Origin of the sequence: Shinella lacus (assembly GCF_010994755.1) — a bacterium.
GTDB classification, from domain to species: Bacteria; Pseudomonadota; Alphaproteobacteria; order Rhizobiales; family Rhizobiaceae; genus Shinella; species Shinella lacus.
The window spans coordinates 453,161-469,453 of record NZ_WHSB02000002.1; the positions used below are offsets into that span (position 1 = coordinate 453,161).

A 16,293-nucleotide genomic window follows, 5' to 3' on the forward strand; every position below is an offset into this window, starting at 1 on the left:
AGAGGATAAAATGAAGAAAATCATTCTCGCTCTCGCCACCTCAGCCGCCGTTATCGGCTTTGCCGCAGCCGCCAACGCCCAGGACGCGACAAAAATCTGCTTCATCTATGTCGGCTCCAAGACCGACGGCGGCTGGACGCAGGCGCACGACATCGGCCGCCAGGCGCTTCAGGCCGAATTCGGCGACAAGATCGAAACACCGTTCCTGGAAAACGTGCCGGAAGGCCCGGATGCCGAGCGCGCCATCGAGCGCATGGCCCGCTCCGGCTGCGCCCTGGTCTTCACCACCTCGTTCGGCTTCATGGACGCGACGGTCAAGGTCGCCGAAAAATTCCCGGACGTGAAGTTCGAACATGCGACCGGCTTCAAATCCGGCCCGAACGTCGCGACCTACAATTCGCGCTTCTATGAGGGCCGTTACATCCAGGGCCTGATCGCCGCGAAGATGTCCCAGAAGGGCGTCGCCGGCTACATCGCGTCCTTCCCGATCCCGGAAGTGGTGATGGGTATCAATTCCTTCGTGCATGGCGCGCAGTCGATCAACCCGGACTTCAAGGTCAAGGTCATCTGGGCCAACACCTGGTTCGACCCCGGCAAGGAAGCCGATGCCGCCAAGGCGCTGATCGACCAGGGCGTCGACATCCTGACGCAGCACACCGACACGACCGCGCCGATGCAGGTTGCTGCCGAACGCGGCATCAAGGCCTTCGGCCAGGCATCCGACATGATCAAGGCTGGCCCGGAAACGCAGCTGACCGCCATCGTCGACACCTGGGGCGCCTATTACATCAAGCGCACCAAGGCCGTTCTCGACGGCACCTGGAAGTCGGAGCAGGTCTGGGACGGCCTGAAGGACGGCATCCTCACCATGGCGCCCTACACCAACATGCCGGACGACGTGAAGAAGCTCGCGGAAGAGGCGGAAGCCAAGATCCGCTCCGGCGAACTGCACCCCTTCACCGGCCCGATCAAGAAGCAGGACGGCTCGGACTGGCTCGCTGATGGCGCCGTCTCCGACGACGGCACGCTGCTCGGCATGAACTTCTACATCGCCGGCGTCGACGACCAGCTGCCGAAGTAAGCTTCCCGACCCACGACGATACAGGGGCGCCTCGCAAGAGGCGCCTTTTTTCATTGTGAAAGCGGGATGACGCGAACGGACTTTGCGGAATCGGCGACGCACTTTATACCTGCCAGACGGCCCCGGAACAAAATGGGTGTTTTGGGGCGCAGGAGGGGACATACTTGCGCAGGGGTTTGCTTGAGACCGTGATCAGCGGGATGAACACGCGCACCAGCCACGCGCAGGTCGTCAACGAGCTCGGAAGAGCCATCATCGCCGGCGAGTATCCGGTCGGCGCGACCTTGCCGGGCGATGCCGACCTCGCCGCCCGCTTCAAGGTCTCCCGCACGGTCCTGCGCGAGGCGATGAAGACGCTCGCCGCCAAGGGCCTCGTCGTGCCGCGCGCCCGCATCGGCACCCGGGTGACGCCGAACACACAATGGAACCTCTTCGACAGCGATATCCTTACCTGGTACTTCGCCGTCGGCGTCAACGAGGATTTTCTGCTGCATCTCTCCGAAGTGCGCCTGGCTTTCGAACCGCATGCGGCGGCCCTTGCGGCACGCCATGCCTCCGAGGCCGATATCAGCCAGATGATGCGCCTTGCGGTCGCGATGGGCGATCCGGAGCACACGGCGGAAACGCTCGCCATAGCGGACCTGAAATTCCACCTCTCGGTGCTCGAAGCCTCGCGCAACCCCTTCCTGCGCACGCTCGGCAGCCTCATCGAAGCCGGGCTCGTCGGTGCCTTCAAGCTCTCTTCGCCCGCCGCCGACCGCGGCCAGATCGCTGACGTCTCGACCAGCCATATCCGCATCGTCGAGGAGATCGACAAGCGGGATGAGGGTGGCGCCCGACGCGCCATGGAGAACGTCATCAAGGTCGGCCGGGAGCGCGTCGTCGAGGCGCTGCGTGAAGAAAGATAGCGGGGTTCAGGTATACGCCCTTAGCAGGGGAGCGTCTTCGACAGCTATGCCGATGCTTCGCCCTGAGACGGTGCAGCCAGATTCAGTTCCCCTTGCGTGTCTGCCTCTTCAGACGGTTTTCTCATTGCCTCCAAGGCAAGCAACTGCTCGGACATGGCGGCGGCAAGCTCGTCTTTCGCAATGATGACGTGATTGGCGCCGAACTGCCGCAGATGGTCCGCTTCCGCCTGGGAGGCCGCGCGTGCCACGATGGCGAGTGCGCCATTCGCAGAACGCGCCTGCTCGATCAGCGTGCCGGCCGCAAAGGCGTCCGGAATGGCGGCTATGAACCAGCGTGCGCCCGCGATATTCGCCTGCGCCAGCACGCCACGATTGCCCGCCGGCTCGCCGATCGCCTCGATGCCCTGTTCGCGCAGCGCTTCGGCAACACCCGCCCGCTCCTCGATGACGATGAGCGGGAGACCGGCCCCGCGCAGCCGCTCGACGATGCGCCTGCCGACGCCGCCATAGCCCACCAACACCGCGTGGTCGCTGAGCGTCGTCGGCTCCGGCTCGTCTTCGTCCGGTTCCTCCGGCTGTGCGGCCGCATCCTCGCCGCCTTCCGCCTCCTCTGCGGCGTCCAGTTTTGCGCCGTAATGGTCGACTGCCATGAACAGCAGCGGGTTGACGAGGATGGAGAACAGCGCGCCCGCGACGACGAGGTCCTGCGCCACGGCCGGCAGCAGGTCCAAGCCGACGCCGAGCACGACGAGAATGAAGGAGAATTCACCGATCTGCGCCAGGCTCGCGGCAATGGTGAGCGCGATCGTGCGCGGATAACCGAAGGCCTTGACGATGAGGTAGGCAGCCGCCGACTTGATGAAGACGATGGTGACGAAGGTCGCGAGGATCGCCAGCGGCCGCTCTACGAGGTTGACCGGATCGAACAGCATCCCGACGGAGACGAAGAACAGCACCGCGAAGGCATCGCGCAGCGGCAGGGTTTCGCGCGCGGCCTGCTGGCTGAGCTGCGATTCCGCCAGCACCATGCCGGCGAAGAAGGCGCCGAGCGCAAAGGACACGCCGAAGAGTTTTGCCGAGCCGTAGGCGACGCCGAGCGCAATGGCCAGAACCGAAAGCCGGAACAGTTCGCGCGAGCCGGTATGCGCCACGTAGTGCAGGATCATCGGAATGACCTTGCGGCCGACGACGAGCATCAGTGCGATGAAGGCCGAGACCTTCAGCGCCGTGACCCCGACCGCCGTCCAGACAGCGCCGATGCCCAGCGCCCGCGTCAGGTCCGGATCGACATCGGCGGTCTGCGCCGTACCGCCCAGCACGCCGGCAAGCGGCGGCAGAAGCACGAGCGTCAGCACCATGACGAGGTCCTCGACGATCAGCCAGCCGACCGCGATGCGCCCCTTTTCCGTCTCCACCATGCGGCGCTCCTGCAACGCGCGCAGCAGCACGACGGTACTGGCGACGGAGAGCGACAGGCCGAAGACGAAACCGCTGCCTGCGGACCACCCCATCGCAAGCGCCAGCAATAGGCCGAAGAAGGTCGCGACGACGATCTGGCCGAGCGCGCCCGGAATGGCGATCGCCCGCACCGAGAGAAGATCCTTCAGCGAAAAATGCAGGCCCACACCGAACATCAGCAGGATAACGCCGATTTCCGCCAGTTCGTTTGCCAGTTTCTGATCGGCGACGAAGCCCGGCGTGAAGGGACCGATGACGACGCCGGCCAGAAGGTAGCCGGCTATCGGGGGCAGGCGAAAACGATGCGCGACCAGCCCCGCGAGGAAGGCGAGGCAGATACCGGCAACCAGCGTGGCGATCAGCGGTGTCGCATGGGGCAAGCGCGTCTATCCTGATTCCGTGGGAATTCAAGAGGATAGGGTAGGGCGGCCCGCCGCCCCGCGCAAGACGCGAATCCGAAAGAACGCGACGCGCTTCAGTCGTCGTTGCTGGCGTTCAGCTCTTCCGGCCGCATGCCCTCATCCGCCGCTTTGGTTGCGAGCTGGGCCGCCCCCATCGCCTGGTAGAGGTTGAACAGCGATTCGCTGGCGCGCGCCGCAAGACGGAACCATTCCGTGTTGCCGGCAATGGCGGGGTGGTGGAGCAACTGGTCATCGACGAGATCGAGCACGATGGAGGTGGTGTGCACCGCCTCATGGAAGCCGAAGGAGCCCGAGGTGTAATGCGCCAGCAGTTCCGTCGGCGTCAGGGCGCGCTCTTCGGCCAGGATGTCGAGCTGCTTCAGCCGTTCGTCTTCCAGTTCGATGTCGGTGCTTTCCAGCATGGTCCGTCTCCGTTGCCGCCGTCGTTTCAGAAGTACTCGATTCGCACGTAGCGGTGGATGAGAAGTAACGAACGATCCGGCTGGATGCGATAGGTTTCGACGACCGGGCGACCATATTGGTCATTGAACGTGTGTTCGAACGTGCTGCCGATCGGCGCCTTGGTGAGTTTCGTGCGCGGCTGGCCATTATAGGTGATGCTGCCGCGAATGGGCTCGACGCCGCCGGAATAGCCCGCGGTGCAGGCGGCAAGCGAAAGGGCGGCGAGACAGGCGAGGGCTATCCGGACCATGATGATCTCCTTCTGCCTCGAAATCTAGCAGATCGCCGCCGAGCATCCAGATGGAAAAGGGCGGCCGGAGCCGCCCGTTTCGTGTGTCAGCCCTGCGGCGTGAGCGTCACCGACGTGCCGGTAGCGGCAAGGTTCAGGCCGATCTGACCGCTGACGCTGATCGTCTGCAGGTGGATCGAGCCGGAGGTGCCGCCGACCAGGAGGTTGGTGCCGACGCCGAAGCCGAGCGTGGCTTCCGCCGTTGCGCCCTGATAGAGGCCGCCGAGCGAACCCTGGTGGTAGCCGGCCGTCGGCGCGAAAACCGCCCATACGATGCGGCCCTGTGTCGTGAAACCGAGGTCGACGCCCATCTTGCGGATGACGCCGGAATAGGTGTCATGCTCGCCACGGGTCGACGAGAAGACACAATCGACGGACTTCGCCGAACCGAGTACGTAACCGACGCCGCCGCCGACATCGCAGGTCAGCATGCCGATCTTGACGCCGTCGCGATCGCCGCGGTCGACGGAGACCGGTGCTTCCTCGCGGATAACCATGTCCGCCGCGCCAGCCGTGGTTGCGAGAGCCTGCGCAAGGCTCAGCGCGAGGACTGTTCCAAGCTTCTTGTTCATCTGTGCACTCCTTCTAACTGGCACGATAATGGCGAATCCGGTGCTTTGGTTCCGGTCGCAGCCGCATCTCATGGTGAAGATCGTGGCGGAGTGTGGGCAAGTAACTTTTTGCTAACAAATAGTGCGCGCGCATGTGGTCAGCGCCCGCCGGCTGAGGCTTTTCAACAACATATGGGGGAAGGGCGCGCGTACTCGCGCGCTCACACCTCGTTGATCGTCGGCAGATGGGTGATCACTTCGTCCCGGCGCTTCTCATCGAGCGGTGCGATATGCGCGTTCCAGTAAGCCTCGGCCGCGCGCGTCTCGTGTTTCCATTGCCGCGTGCTGACATGGTTGTCGTCAATCTTGGCGAGCCGGCGGCCGCCGAGGCGGAGATAGTCTGCGGCGAGTTTTGCGGTGGATGTCTGTTCCATGGCCAGCCTCCTCTGGTGACGGACCAAAACAGTTCCCGCCGCCCGATTGTTCCGGCAATAAAAAAGGCCGGGGCGAAACCGCACCGACCTTCCTCATCATCACCTGTTCACCCGTGCCAGTACATCCGTGGTCAAAAGCATCAGGTGATGCGGCCATCGCGAGCGGCAGAAGCTTTCCAGCGCTCATCAGCAAGGCCGATGACGGTGATATAGATGGCCATTGTGTTCAAATCAAGGGCTCGTCATCCCACATTGACGAGACAAGCAAAACTGCTAAAAAGCCGCATCGCCTGAAGGGGCGGCAAACCGGCCTGAAACCCGGTGCCGCGGCTTTTCCGAAAACCGGGAAAAGAGCACCCTTCATCGACAGGGAAGAGTGTCCGAGTGGTTTAAGGAACCGGTCTTGAAAACCGGCGTAGGCGAGAGTCTACCGTGGGTTCGAATCCCACCTCTTCCGCCATCCCCCTGCTACTTTTCCCGACTTGTTGCTGACGCATTGTCATCCTAGAATTCGCATGCAGCCAAAAGCGATTTGTCGGCTGGATGCGAGATAAGGGGAGGCAGCGATGGACGTGCTTCGAGACCCCACGCATATCGGCATGTTTGAACCGCAGGATCTCGATATCCTGAAAGGTGTTTTCACCCGGTTGACGGCAGCCAAGAGCCCCGGGCTCGACGAGGCGCGGGAGCGATCGCTGGCGCGCTCGATCATCACGCTGTACCGGCACGGCGTGCGCGATCCCGAACAGCTCTTCGACGTGCTGCATATCCAGACATCCTGAAGGTTTGAACCGCGCCGATGTGGCCGAAGCTCGCTGACAGTAAAGCGGGCGTTTTAATCATATGGAAACCATAATTCATCGAAGCTGGCGGCGGGCTTCCTATCCATTCGCAATTTTGCCATGTTATTGGCATGATTAACGTACTGTTATTTACTGAGTGGCATTGACGGCCGGCTTGCAGGGGCAAGGCAGGTTGGCTGGCGCACCGTCGGGGACAATAGCGGCGTGGGACATAAAAACTTCGAGAAGAACGTGACCCGGTTTGGCATGGGCCTGCGGTTGCTGGCTATTCCGCTGGTCTGCGCGGGCCTTGCGGCCTGTGCCACGACGACACCGGCGCCCTCCAAGAAGAAGGTGCGCGGCAAGGAGTATTTCTCCGAATCCGAATATGGCGTGAAGGCGAGCCCGCGCGTCGTCGAGGACGGGCAGGCCGTGCCGAAGGGCGGCGGCCGCTACCAGCTCGGCAAGGCCTATCAGGTCCGCGGCAAGTGGTACAAGCCGCGCGAAGAGCCCGGCTACAACAAGACCGGCCTCGCATCCTGGTACGGCTCCGCCTTCCACGGCCGCAGGACGGCGAATGGCGAGGTCTACGACCGCTACCATCTTTCCGCCGCGCATCCGACATTCCCGCTGCCGAGTTATGCCCGTGTCACGAATATGGAGAACGGCACGTCGGTCGTCGTGCGCGTCAACGACCGCGGCCCGTTCCATGAAGGTCGCGTGATCGACGTTTCCTCGAAGACGGCGGATTTGCTCGACATGAAACGCACCGGCACGGCCAAGGTGCGCGTGCAATATGTCGGCAAGGCGCCGCTCGAGGGCAACGACATGCCCTATCTGATGGCTTCTTACGTCACCAAGGGCTCGCGCGTGCCGGCGGTCGATCCGGGCGGGCAGATCGCGACGGGCGTCATGGTGGCTTCCGCCGACGACAGCGCGCTGCCGGGTGTGGGTGAGGGCACGCTTACCGTTCCCGAACAGAGCACGATGACGGCGCTCGCCAAGACGACGCCGGCGACGGATGCTTTCCAGGCGATGGAACAGTTCGTCATGCTGCCGGAAATCGGCCCGCTGCCGATGGAACGGCCGAATTTCGTGCCCGACCTTTCGACCGAGCCGAGCTATGCCGCCGCCTATGCGGACGAGCGCGTGCGGGATGCGGCAGGCGCCTTCGACGCCATCCTGACGATCGACGGAAAACTCACGCCGCTCTCTGCACTCGCCGACAACGCGGGCTGATCGCCCGCGTCCCCAAAGCCGTTTGCGCAATGCAGGCGGCTGTGGGAGTGTGACGACATCCCGGAGTCGCCATGCATCGCCGCCTTTTTGCCGCCGTCGTTTTTTCCCTGTTCTTCATCAGCGTTGCGCACGCCCAGTCCGCGGCGCCGCAAGCCGGCTTCGACGTCAAGGCGAAGCAGGTCTATCTCATCGAGGCGCAAACCGGCACGGTGCTGTTCGCCCGCGCCGAGGACGACACGGTCCCGGCCGCCTCGCTCGCCAAGCTGATGACCATGGCAACGGTGTTCAAGGCGCTTGCCGATGGCGGAATCACGCTTGAGACGCAATATCCGGTGACCGAATATGCCTGGCGGACCGGCGGCGCGCCGTCGCGCACCTCCACCATGTTTGCGGCGCTGAAATCGAATGTGCGCGTGGAGGACCTGATCCGCGGCGTCACGGTGCAGTTCGCCAACGATGCCTGCATCATTCTGGGCGAGGGCATTGCCGGGTCGGAGGCCGCCTTTGCGGAACAGATGACGAAGGAGGCGCGGGCGCTCGGGCTGGTGAAGTCGAACTTTGCCAATGCGACCGGCCTGCCGAACCCAGATAATAAGGTGACGATGCGCGAGATGGTGCTGCTCGCGCGCCACCTGCAGACGACCTATCCGCAGCACATGCGCTACTATCTCGAACCGGAATTCGAGTGGAACAAGATCAAGCAGCGCAACCGCAATCCGCTGCTGGCGCTGAATATCGGCGTGACGGGCTTCGTCACCGGCTTTTCGGAGGAAGGCGGATATTCGATCGTCGCGGCGGTGAACCGGGATGGCAAACACCTGCTGCTCGCCATGGGCGGCCTGGAGAACGAAAAGACGCGCATCGAGGAATCCCGCCGCATCATCGAATGGGCGCTCTCTTCCTTCGAGCGGCGCACGCTTTTCAAGGAGGGCGAGGCCATTGCGGATGCGAGCGTCTATGGCGGCGATGCCTCGACGGTGCCGCTGGTCGCCGGCGAGCAGGTGGACGTGTTTCTGCCGAAGGACAATTCGCAGCGCCTCGTCGCGCGCGTCGTCTATAGCTGGCCGGTGCGCGCGCCGGTCACGCCGGGGCAGGCGGTCGGTACGCTGAAAATCTGGAACGACAAGCAGCTTTTGCGCGAGGTGCCGGTGAAGACGGCGGGCACGGTGGGCGAGGGCACGCTGCGGGCGCGCGCGCTCGATGCGCTGATCGAACTCTTCTTCTTCTGGATTTGAAAGGGCGAAGCGGGGCGAAAAGCGTTTCGCCGGCCGGAAACATGGGTTAGTAGTGATCCCGAGTCATCCCGGCCTTTGCCGGATATTGCCAGGGAAATGGAAGTAGGATTTGTCTGCCGCACCGGGTTTGTTTGTCACGTTCGAAGGCGGCGAGGGCGCCGGAAAGTCGACGCAGATCCGGCTTCTGGCGGCAGCCTTGCGTGAACGCGGCCTCACCGTGCTGATGACGCGCGAGCCCGGCGGCTCCAAGGGGGCGGAGGCCGTACGCCATGTTCTGCTTTCGGGTGCGGCGGAACCCTACGGCATTCGCATGGAAGCCGTGCTCTTTGCCGCCGCGCGCAGCGATCATGTCGAGCAGGTCATCCGCCCGGCGCTTGCTGCGGGCACGGTCGTGCTCTGCGACCGCTTCATGGATTCCTCCCGCGTCTACCAGGGCATCACCGGCAATCTGGAGCAGCCCTTCATCGAGGCGCTGGAGCGCGTGGCCATCAACGGCGTCGTGCCGGACTGCACGATCATCTTCGACCTGCCGGCGGCCATCGGCCTGGAACGCGCCCGCAAGCGCAGCAGCGGGTCGGGCGAGAGCGCCGAACCCGATCGCTTCGAGAAGGAAGAGCTGGAGACGCACGAAAAACGCCGCGAGGCCTTCCTCGACATCGCCGAGCGCGAGCCGCTGCGCTGCCGCGTGGTGGATGCGACTGAGACGCAGGAGGTGATCGCGGCGCAGGTGCTTTCCCTCGTAGAGACGCTGCTGCCGATCACGGCCGAGGGTCGTCCGGAGCAGGTCTCGTGAGCGACGAGCGGCCGGGCATTCTCGATGGTGCGGTCCATCCGGCCGAGCAGACGAAGCTTTTTGGCCACGCCGAGGCTGAAGCCTTCCTGGCGCGCTCCTACCGCTCCGGCAAGGGGCACCACGCCATCCTGATCGAGGGGCCGCAGGGCATCGGCAAGGCGACACTCGCCTTCCGCTTCGCAAACCACGTCCTGCATCACCCGGAGCCCGCCGAGGCGCCGGAGACCATGGCAGACCCATCGCCCGCAGCACCCATCACCCGCCAGCTGGCGGCAGGCGCTTCGCACAACCTGCTGCATCTCTCCCGCCCGGTCGACGAGAAAACCGGCAAGATGAAATCGGCCATCACAGTGGACGAGGTGCGCAAGGCCGGCAAATTCCTGGCGCAGACCTCGGGCACCGGCAACTGGCGCATCATCATCATCGACCCGGCGGACGACCTGAACCGCAACGCCGCCAACGCCATCCTGAAAATCCTGGAAGAGCCGCCGAAACGCTCGCTGTTCCTCGTCCTGACCCACGCGCCGGGAAAGCTGCTGCCGACGATCCGCTCGCGCTGCCTGCCGCTGACGCTGTCGCCGCTTGCGGAAAACGACCTTGCCGCCGCGCTGGAAAGCCTCGGCGCAGCACCTTCGGGTCCGCGGGCAGGGGATGTGCTCTCCGCCGCCCGGGGCAGCGTTTCCGAAGCGCTGAAGCTGGTGAACTACGGCGGCTTCGACATCGTCGAGGCTTTTCGCACGATCGTCGCGGCCCCGGCCGAGCCGCCGCGCCGCGACGTGCACAAGCTCGCCGACGTGCTTTCGGCGAAGGACAGCGACACCGTCTTCTCCTTCTTCTGCCAGCACGCCACCGATTTCGTGACCGACTCTGCCCGCGGCGCCGCCCTTGCCGGTGACATTTCCCGCGCCGACCGCCTCGCCCAGCTCGCCTCGTTGCTCAACGAGCGCATCACCATCGCGCAGGCCTATAATCTCGATCGAAAACAGACGATCATCAGCGTGCTCGACGACATCCGCGCCTCGCTTTAAGTCAACTTGCTGTTTCCCTCTCCGCCCGCATGGTCTAATACCTTGCGGCATTGCACAACCGAAGACAGAACGCACCCATGACCGACACGTCCCGTTTCTACATCACGACCGCCATTTCCTATCCGAACGGCAAGCCGCATATCGGCCATGCCTACGAGCTGATCGCGACGGATGCCATGGCGCGTTACCAGCGGCTCGATGGACGCGATGTGTTCTTCCTGACCGGAACGGACGAACACGGCCAGAAGATGCAGCAGACGGCGCGCAAGGAGGGCATTTCCCCGCGTGAGCTTGCCGACCGGAATTCGAAAGAATTCAAAGATATGGCCGTTCTTCTTAATGCGTCGAACGATGATTTCATCCGCACCACCGAAGAGCGCCACTACGAGACCTGCGCCGAGATCTGGCGCCGCATGGCCGCCAATGGCGACATCTACAAGGACAGCTATGCCGGCTGGTATTCCGTGCGCGACGAGGCCTATTACCAGGAAAACGAGACGGAAAAGCGCGACGACGGCGTGCGCTACGGACCGCAGGGTACGCCTGTCGAATGGGTGGAGGAGGAGAGCTATTTCTTCCGCCTCTCCGCTTACCAGGACAAGCTCCTCAAGCACTACGAGGACAACCCGGATTTCATCGGCCCGGCGGAGCGCCGCAACGAGGTGATCTCCTTCGTGAAGTCCGGCCTCAAGGACCTCTCCATGTCGCGCACGACCTTCGACTGGGGCATCCCGGTCCCGGGTGATCCGGCGCATGTCATGTATGTCTGGGTCGACGCGCTGACCAACTATATCACCGCGACCGGCTACCTGACCGATCCCGAAGGCCCGCGCGCGAAATACTGGCCGGCGAACATCCACATCATCGGCAAGGACATCATCCGCTTCCACGCCGTCTACTGGCCGGCTTTCCTGATGTCGGCCGGCGTGCCGCTGCCCAAACGCGTCTTCGCGCATGGCTTCCTGCTCAACAAGGGCGAGAAGATGTCGAAGTCGCTCGGCAACGTGGTCGATCCGGTCAACCTGGTGAACCATTTCGGCCTCGATCCGATCCGCTACTTCTTCCTGCGCGAGGTCTCCTTCGGCCAGGATGGCAGCTATAGCGAGGAGGGCATCGCGACCCGCATCAATTCCGACCTCGCCAACGGCATCGGCAATCTCGCCAGCCGCTCGCTGTCGATGATCGTGAAGAACTGCGACGGCAAGGTGCCGGAGTGCGGCGACCTCACCGACGCCGACCGCGCGATGCTCGCCTCCGTCGATGCGCTCTATGCGCTGACCCGCGAGGAAATGGGCCGGCAGCAGATCCACAAGGCGCTGGCCGCGATCATCGCCGTCGTCTCGGAGGCCGACCGCTATTTCGCCGGCGAGGCGCCCTGGGCGCTGAAGAAGACCGATCCGGTCCGCATGGGCACCGTGCTCTACGTGACGGCGGAAGTCGTGCGCCAGATCGCGATCCTGCTGCAGCCGTTCATGCCGAAATCCAGCCGCAAGATGCTCGATCTCGTCGCGGCACCCGTCGAGAAACGCGATTTCGCGGCGCTCGGCGAGGCCGGCCGTCTTGTCAGCGGCACGCCGCTGGAAGCGCCAACACCGGTCTTCCCGCGCTACGTGGCACCCGAGGCCTGACGCGGCGATGCTGATCGACACCCATTGCCATCTGGATTTTCCGGATTTCGAAGCGGAGCGCGACGACATCGTCGCGCGGGCGCACGCGGCCGGCGTGAAGCAGATGATCACGATTTCGACGCGGGTGCGGAAATTCCCGACGATCCTGGCGATCGCTGAGAAATACCCGTCGGTCTTCTGCTCAGTCGGCACGCATCCGCACAATGCGGACGAGGAACTGGATGTCTCCGTTGCGGAGCTCGTCGAGCTCTCCAAGCATCCGCGTGTCGTGGCGATCGGCGAGGCGGGCCTCGACTATTTCTACGACAACGCGCCGCGCGACGCGCAGCGGATCGGCCTCGTCAACCATATAGCCGCCGCGCGCGAGACCGGCCTACCGCTCGTCATCCACAGCCGCTCGGCGGATGAGGACATGGCGGCGATCCTGACCGAAGAAACGGGGAAGGGCGCCTTCCCCTTCCTGCTGCATTGTTTCTCTTCCGGCCCGGACCTTGCGCGCATCGGCGTCGAACTCGGCGGCTATGTTTCGTTTTCCGGCATCCTGACCTTCCCGAAATCGGAAGAGCTGCGCGAGATCGCCAAGACCGTGCCGCTGGAGCGCATGCTGGTGGAAACCGACGCGCCCTACCTCGCGCCAAAACCGTTCCGCGGAAAGCGCAACGAGCCGGCTTACGTGGCGCACACTGCCGCGGTGCTCGCCGAGACCATTGGCGTCAGCGCGGAAGAGATCGCCCGCATCACGACCGAAAACGCCTTCCGCGTCTTCTCGAAGATGCCGCGGGTGTAGCGGTGGTCTACCGGCGGCGCTTCACCATTCTCGGCTGCGGCTCGTCGCCCGGCGTGCCGCGCATCACCGGCGACTGGGGTGCCTGCGATCCCGCCAACCCGAAGAACCGCCGTACCCGCGCGGCCTTCCTCGTCGAGCAGTTTGGGCCGCTCGGCTGCACCACCGTCGTCATCGATACGGGGCCGGATTTCCGCACGCAGATGATCGCCGCAGGCGTCGAAAACATCGATGCGGTGCTCTACACGCATGCCCATGCCGACCATATCCACGGCATCGACGATATCCGCGGTTTCGTGCTGCTCAATCGTAAGCAGGTGCCGATCTGGGCGGATGTCATCACGATGGAGCGCATCCGCGAGGGGTTCGGCTATTGCCTGAAGACGCCAGCGGGCAGCATGTATCCGCCGATCGTGACGGAAAACCTGATAGAGCCGATGGACGCGCCGGTCACGATAACGGGAGCAGGGGGCTCGATCGTCTTCCAGCCCCTGCTCCAGGTGCACGGCTCGATCCATTCGCTGGGCTTTCGCATCGGTGACATCGCCTATTGCAGCGATATCAGCGACTTTCCGGACGAGACGGTCCCACGGCTGCAAGGGCTCGACGTGCTGATCGTCGACGCGCTGCAATATCGCTTCCATTCCAGCCATCTGTCGCTCAGCCAGGCGCTCGAATGGATCGAACGCCTGAAGCCGGCGCGCGCCATTCTGACCCATATGCATGTGCCGCTCGACTACGACACCGTGCAAAAGGAAACGCCAGCCCACGTGGAACCGGCGTTTGATGGCCTGCGCTTCGAGGTCGAACTCGCCGACGATCAGGCGAAGTAAGGCGCGAGATTGTTGCGGATACGGTCCAGCACCGTCTTTCCGGAAAGATCCGGCACAAACGTCTTTCCGGTAATCTGTTCAAAGGCCTGGATGTAGACCTTCGACGTCTGCTCGACCAGGTCGCGCGGGATTTCCGGGATCGGGTCCTTGTAGGGATCGCAGCGCTCGGTGACCCAGGCGCGCACGAAATCCTTGTCGAAGCTCGCCGGGCGGCCGCCCTTGGCAAAACTCTCTTCGTAGCTCTCCGCGATCCAGTAGCGGCTCGAATCCGGCGTGTGGATCTCGTCGGCCAGCACGATGCGGCCGTCCTTGTCCGTGCCGAATTCGTATTTGGTATCGACGAGGATCAGGCCGCGCTCGGCCGCGCGGGCCTGGCCGCGCGCAAAGAGCGACAGCGCATATCGCGACACCGTTTCCCATTGCTCGGGCGTTAGCAGGCCCTGGGCAAGGATTTCCTCGCCGGAAAGCGGCTCGTCATGCCCGCCGTCAAAGGCCTTGCTGGTGGGCGTGATGATCGGCTCGGGCAGTTTCTCGTTGTCGCGAAGACCGTCCGGCAGCGTGATGCCGTACATCTGGCGTTCGCCCTTGCGGTACTTCGTCAGGATCGAGGTGCTGGTCGTGCCGGCGAGATAACCGCGCACGACGACCTCGACCGGCAGGATATCGAGCCGTGTACCGATGACGACGTTCGGGTCCGGATAGGCCAGAACATGGTTCGGGCAGATGTCGGCGGTCTCTTCGAACCAGTAGCGCGCCGTCTGCGTCAGCACCTGGCCCTTGAAGGGAATGGCGGTCAGGATGACGTCGAAGGCGCTGAGCCGATCCGTCGCGATGATGATGCGGCTGCCATCGGCCAGGTCGTAATTCTCGCGGACCTTGCCGTTGTAGCGGTTCGGCAGTTCCGGAATGTGGGCGTCGGAGAGAATGCGCAACTCGCTCATCGGTGCAGGCTTTCGCTGTTGGTTCCGTCTGCCGTTTCGCTTAAGGCTGTGAGAGGTGCCGGGTCAAGGCGGAAACCGGATTTCCAGCGTCTTTGGGCATTTCGGCATATCGTTTAGTTCCATAATCTATCTTATCCGATTTATGGATGAGGTCTGCTGGCAGCCCACCATGCCCGCTCCCAGGCCACAATCCCACGTTTCAGATGTCGACTATCCTACGCGTTCGAGAGTAGATTGCCGTCAGATTCGGCGCGCCACCCTTCAGCTTTTTCACCGCGATATCCAGATGCCCGACATTCCTCTGCTCGAAACCGATCGCCTCGTCTTGCGCGGCTTTCAAATTGACGACCTCGACGCGACGGCGGCGATGTGGGCCATGCCGGAGGTCGTGCGCTACATTGGCGGAACGCCCTTGTCGCGCGAGCAGTCCTGGGCCCGCATGCTACGCCATATCGGCATGTGGAGCATCATGGGTTTCGGGTTCTGGGCGATCACGGACAAGCTCTCCGGCCAACTCATCGGAGAAGCCGGGTTCCATGAGATGCGCAGAGCCTTCACGCCCAGCATCGAGAACACCATGGAAGCCGGCTGGGGACTGATCCCCGACGTCCAGGGCCGAGGTTATGCCAGCGAAGCCCTCGATGCGATGTGGTCCTGGGCGAAGGCGAACAAGGCCGGCGTTCCCGTCACCTGCATCATCGACGCGCAGAATGCGGCCTCCATACGCCTTGCCGAGCGGCACGGGTTCCGGGCGTTTGCCCGGTCGACATATCAGGGGTCCGAAATCGTGGTCTTCCACAAGGACGTGATTGCTTCATCGGAAAGCGCTTAAAAGCTGCCCTGCCCGCGCCATCACGAATTAGTGATATTATATATTTACTTTAAGTAAAAATACTATTATATTGTTTTTAAAAGAATAATTATAAAAAATACCCACGAAAAGAAGCCACTCGCATCGTATGCGGCTCTTTGCAAGTTCCCGTGCTACTCTAGCTTTCGCCGAAAAGGAGTGTGCGCCATGAAATTGCCTGCCGCCGTGTTCCTTTGCGTTTCCCTCTGTCTCCTTCCGCTGGAAGCCGTGCGGGCCGACGAGCCTGTCGACACGGCGCAGACCGTCATCCAGAGCCAGATCACCGCCTTCCTGAACGACGATGCCAAGACGGCTTATTCGTTTGCCTCGCCGACCATCCGGGGAAAATTCCCCAGCGAAGACGTTTTCTTCGAGATGGTGAAGAAGGGTTATGCGCCGGTCTACCGGCCGGGCAATTTCGCCTTCGGCCGCTCCAAGGTGACCGGCGACATGGTGGTGCAGGAGGTGCTGATCTCCGCGCCGGATGGCAAGGATTGGACGGCGCTCTACCAGGTCGTGAAGCAGCCGGACGGCAGCTACAAGATCAATGGCGTGCACATGGTGCGTTCGGCGCCGGGGCCGGAAATCTGATCTGC

19 protein-coding genes and 1 tRNA gene are annotated in these 16,293 nt (G+C 63.2%); 14 read left to right on the top strand and 6 right to left on the bottom strand.

Annotated features, from left to right (window positions below):
* Positions 1-10: 10 nt before the first annotated feature.
* Together GB927_RS06710 and GB927_RS06715 are read left to right on the top strand one after the other, a co-directional pair.
* On the top strand, positions 11-1,081 hold the full coding sequence (locus tag GB927_RS06710; protein WP_256115895.1) for a BMP family ABC transporter substrate-binding protein: 1,071 nt from the start codon (positions 11-13) through the stop codon (positions 1,079-1,081).
* 200 nt (positions 1,082-1,281) lie between these two features.
* The gene (locus GB927_RS06715) at positions 1,282-1,989 is read left to right on the top strand and encodes a FadR/GntR family transcriptional regulator (RefSeq protein ID WP_256116185.1); all 708 of its coding nucleotides are present in this window, start codon (positions 1,282-1,284) and stop codon (positions 1,987-1,989) included.
* Positions 1,990-2,033: 44 nt separating this feature from the next.
* Here the strand turns inward: GB927_RS06715 and GB927_RS06720 are convergent, their stop codons facing one another.
* The 5 genes from GB927_RS06720 to GB927_RS06740 form a co-directional block, all read right to left on the bottom strand.
* Positions 2,034-3,827 carry a cation:proton antiporter domain-containing protein gene (locus GB927_RS06720; protein WP_256115896.1) on the bottom strand — a complete coding sequence of 598 codons (1,794 nt, stop codon included), beginning with the start codon at positions 3,825-3,827 and terminating at the stop codon, positions 2,034-2,036.
* 95 nt (positions 3,828-3,922) lie between these two features.
* A complete protein-coding gene (locus GB927_RS06725) occupies positions 3,923-4,270 on the bottom strand; it encodes a hypothetical protein (protein WP_256115897.1) in 348 nt (115 codons plus the stop codon).
* Between the two features lie 26 nt (positions 4,271-4,296).
* Positions 4,297-4,560, bottom strand: coding sequence for a hypothetical protein (locus GB927_RS06730; RefSeq protein WP_256115898.1), 264 nt, complete (start codon positions 4,558-4,560; stop codon positions 4,297-4,299).
* 86 nt (positions 4,561-4,646) lie between these two features.
* Positions 4,647-5,171 (bottom strand): DUF992 domain-containing protein, encoded by a 525-nt coding sequence (locus GB927_RS06735; protein ID WP_256115900.1) that lies wholly within the window; start codon positions 5,169-5,171, stop codon positions 4,647-4,649.
* A 200-nt stretch (positions 5,172-5,371) separates the two neighbouring features.
* Positions 5,372-5,584, bottom strand: a complete 213-nt coding sequence (locus tag GB927_RS06740; RefSeq protein WP_256115902.1) for a hypothetical protein — start codon at positions 5,582-5,584, stop codon at positions 5,372-5,374.
* On the opposite strand from GB927_RS06740, the gene GB927_RS06745 reads away from it, so the two are divergent.
* The 10 genes from GB927_RS06745 to GB927_RS06790 all read left to right on the top strand — a co-directional run bounded on the left by GB927_RS06745 (position 5,572) and on the right by GB927_RS06790 (position 13,906).
* Complete coding sequence (locus GB927_RS06745; protein ID WP_256115903.1) at positions 5,572-5,991, top strand: hypothetical protein; 420 nt, start codon at positions 5,572-5,574, stop codon at positions 5,989-5,991. The genes GB927_RS06740 and GB927_RS06745 overlap by 13 nt on opposite strands.
* Positions 5,955-6,044, top strand: a tRNA-Ser gene (locus GB927_RS06750). Before GB927_RS06745 ends, GB927_RS06750 begins: the two co-directional genes overlap by 37 nt.
* Positions 6,045-6,150: 106 nt before the next feature.
* Positions 6,151-6,366 (top strand): hypothetical protein, encoded by a 216-nt coding sequence (locus tag GB927_RS06755; RefSeq protein WP_256115904.1) that lies wholly within the window; start codon positions 6,151-6,153, stop codon positions 6,364-6,366.
* Between the two features lie 267 nt (positions 6,367-6,633).
* Entirely contained in the window at positions 6,634-7,605 is a 972-nt protein-coding gene (locus GB927_RS34275; protein WP_305110920.1) for a septal ring lytic transglycosylase RlpA family protein, read from the top strand.
* Positions 7,606-7,676: 71 nt separating this feature from the next.
* Positions 7,677-8,840 (top strand): D-alanyl-D-alanine carboxypeptidase family protein, encoded by a 1,164-nt coding sequence (locus GB927_RS06765; RefSeq protein ID WP_256115905.1) that lies wholly within the window; start codon positions 7,677-7,679, stop codon positions 8,838-8,840.
* A 109-nt stretch (positions 8,841-8,949) separates the two neighbouring features.
* The gene (gene tmk / locus GB927_RS06770; RefSeq protein WP_256115906.1) at positions 8,950-9,633 is read left to right on the top strand and encodes a dTMP kinase; all 684 of its coding nucleotides are present in this window, start codon (positions 8,950-8,952) and stop codon (positions 9,631-9,633) included.
* Complete coding sequence (locus tag GB927_RS06775; protein ID WP_256115907.1) at positions 9,630-10,661, top strand: DNA polymerase III subunit delta'; 1,032 nt, start codon at positions 9,630-9,632, stop codon at positions 10,659-10,661. The genes tmk and GB927_RS06775 overlap by 4 nt, the downstream gene beginning before the upstream one ends.
* A gap of 77 nt (positions 10,662-10,738) precedes the next feature.
* Positions 10,739-12,289 (top strand): methionine--tRNA ligase, encoded by a 1,551-nt coding sequence (gene metG / locus GB927_RS06780; protein WP_256115908.1) that lies wholly within the window; start codon positions 10,739-10,741, stop codon positions 12,287-12,289.
* 7 nt (positions 12,290-12,296) lie between these two features.
* Entirely contained in the window at positions 12,297-13,076 is a 780-nt protein-coding gene (locus tag GB927_RS06785) for a TatD family hydrolase (protein ID WP_256115909.1), read from the top strand.
* A gap of 2 nt (positions 13,077-13,078) precedes the next feature.
* On the top strand, positions 13,079-13,906 hold the full coding sequence (locus tag GB927_RS06790; protein ID WP_256115910.1) for an MBL fold metallo-hydrolase: 828 nt from the start codon (positions 13,079-13,081) through the stop codon (positions 13,904-13,906).
* Here the strand turns inward: GB927_RS06790 and GB927_RS06795 are convergent.
* Positions 13,894-14,838 carry a phosphoribosylaminoimidazolesuccinocarboxamide synthase gene (locus GB927_RS06795; RefSeq protein ID WP_256116186.1) on the bottom strand — a complete coding sequence of 315 codons (945 nt, stop codon included), beginning with the start codon at positions 14,836-14,838 and terminating at the stop codon, positions 13,894-13,896. The genes GB927_RS06790 and GB927_RS06795 overlap by 13 nt on opposite strands.
* A gap of 295 nt (positions 14,839-15,133) precedes the next feature.
* Here GB927_RS06795 and GB927_RS06800 point away from each other — a divergent pair, with 295 nt between their 5' ends.
* Together GB927_RS06800 and GB927_RS06805 are read left to right on the top strand one after the other, a co-directional pair.
* Entirely contained in the window at positions 15,134-15,679 is a 546-nt protein-coding gene (locus tag GB927_RS06800) for a GNAT family N-acetyltransferase (protein ID WP_256115911.1), read from the top strand.
* Between the two features lie 186 nt (positions 15,680-15,865).
* Positions 15,866-16,288, top strand: coding sequence for a DUF4864 domain-containing protein (locus GB927_RS06805; RefSeq protein WP_256115912.1), 423 nt, complete (start codon positions 15,866-15,868; stop codon positions 16,286-16,288).
* Positions 16,289-16,293: the final 5 nt, after the last annotated feature.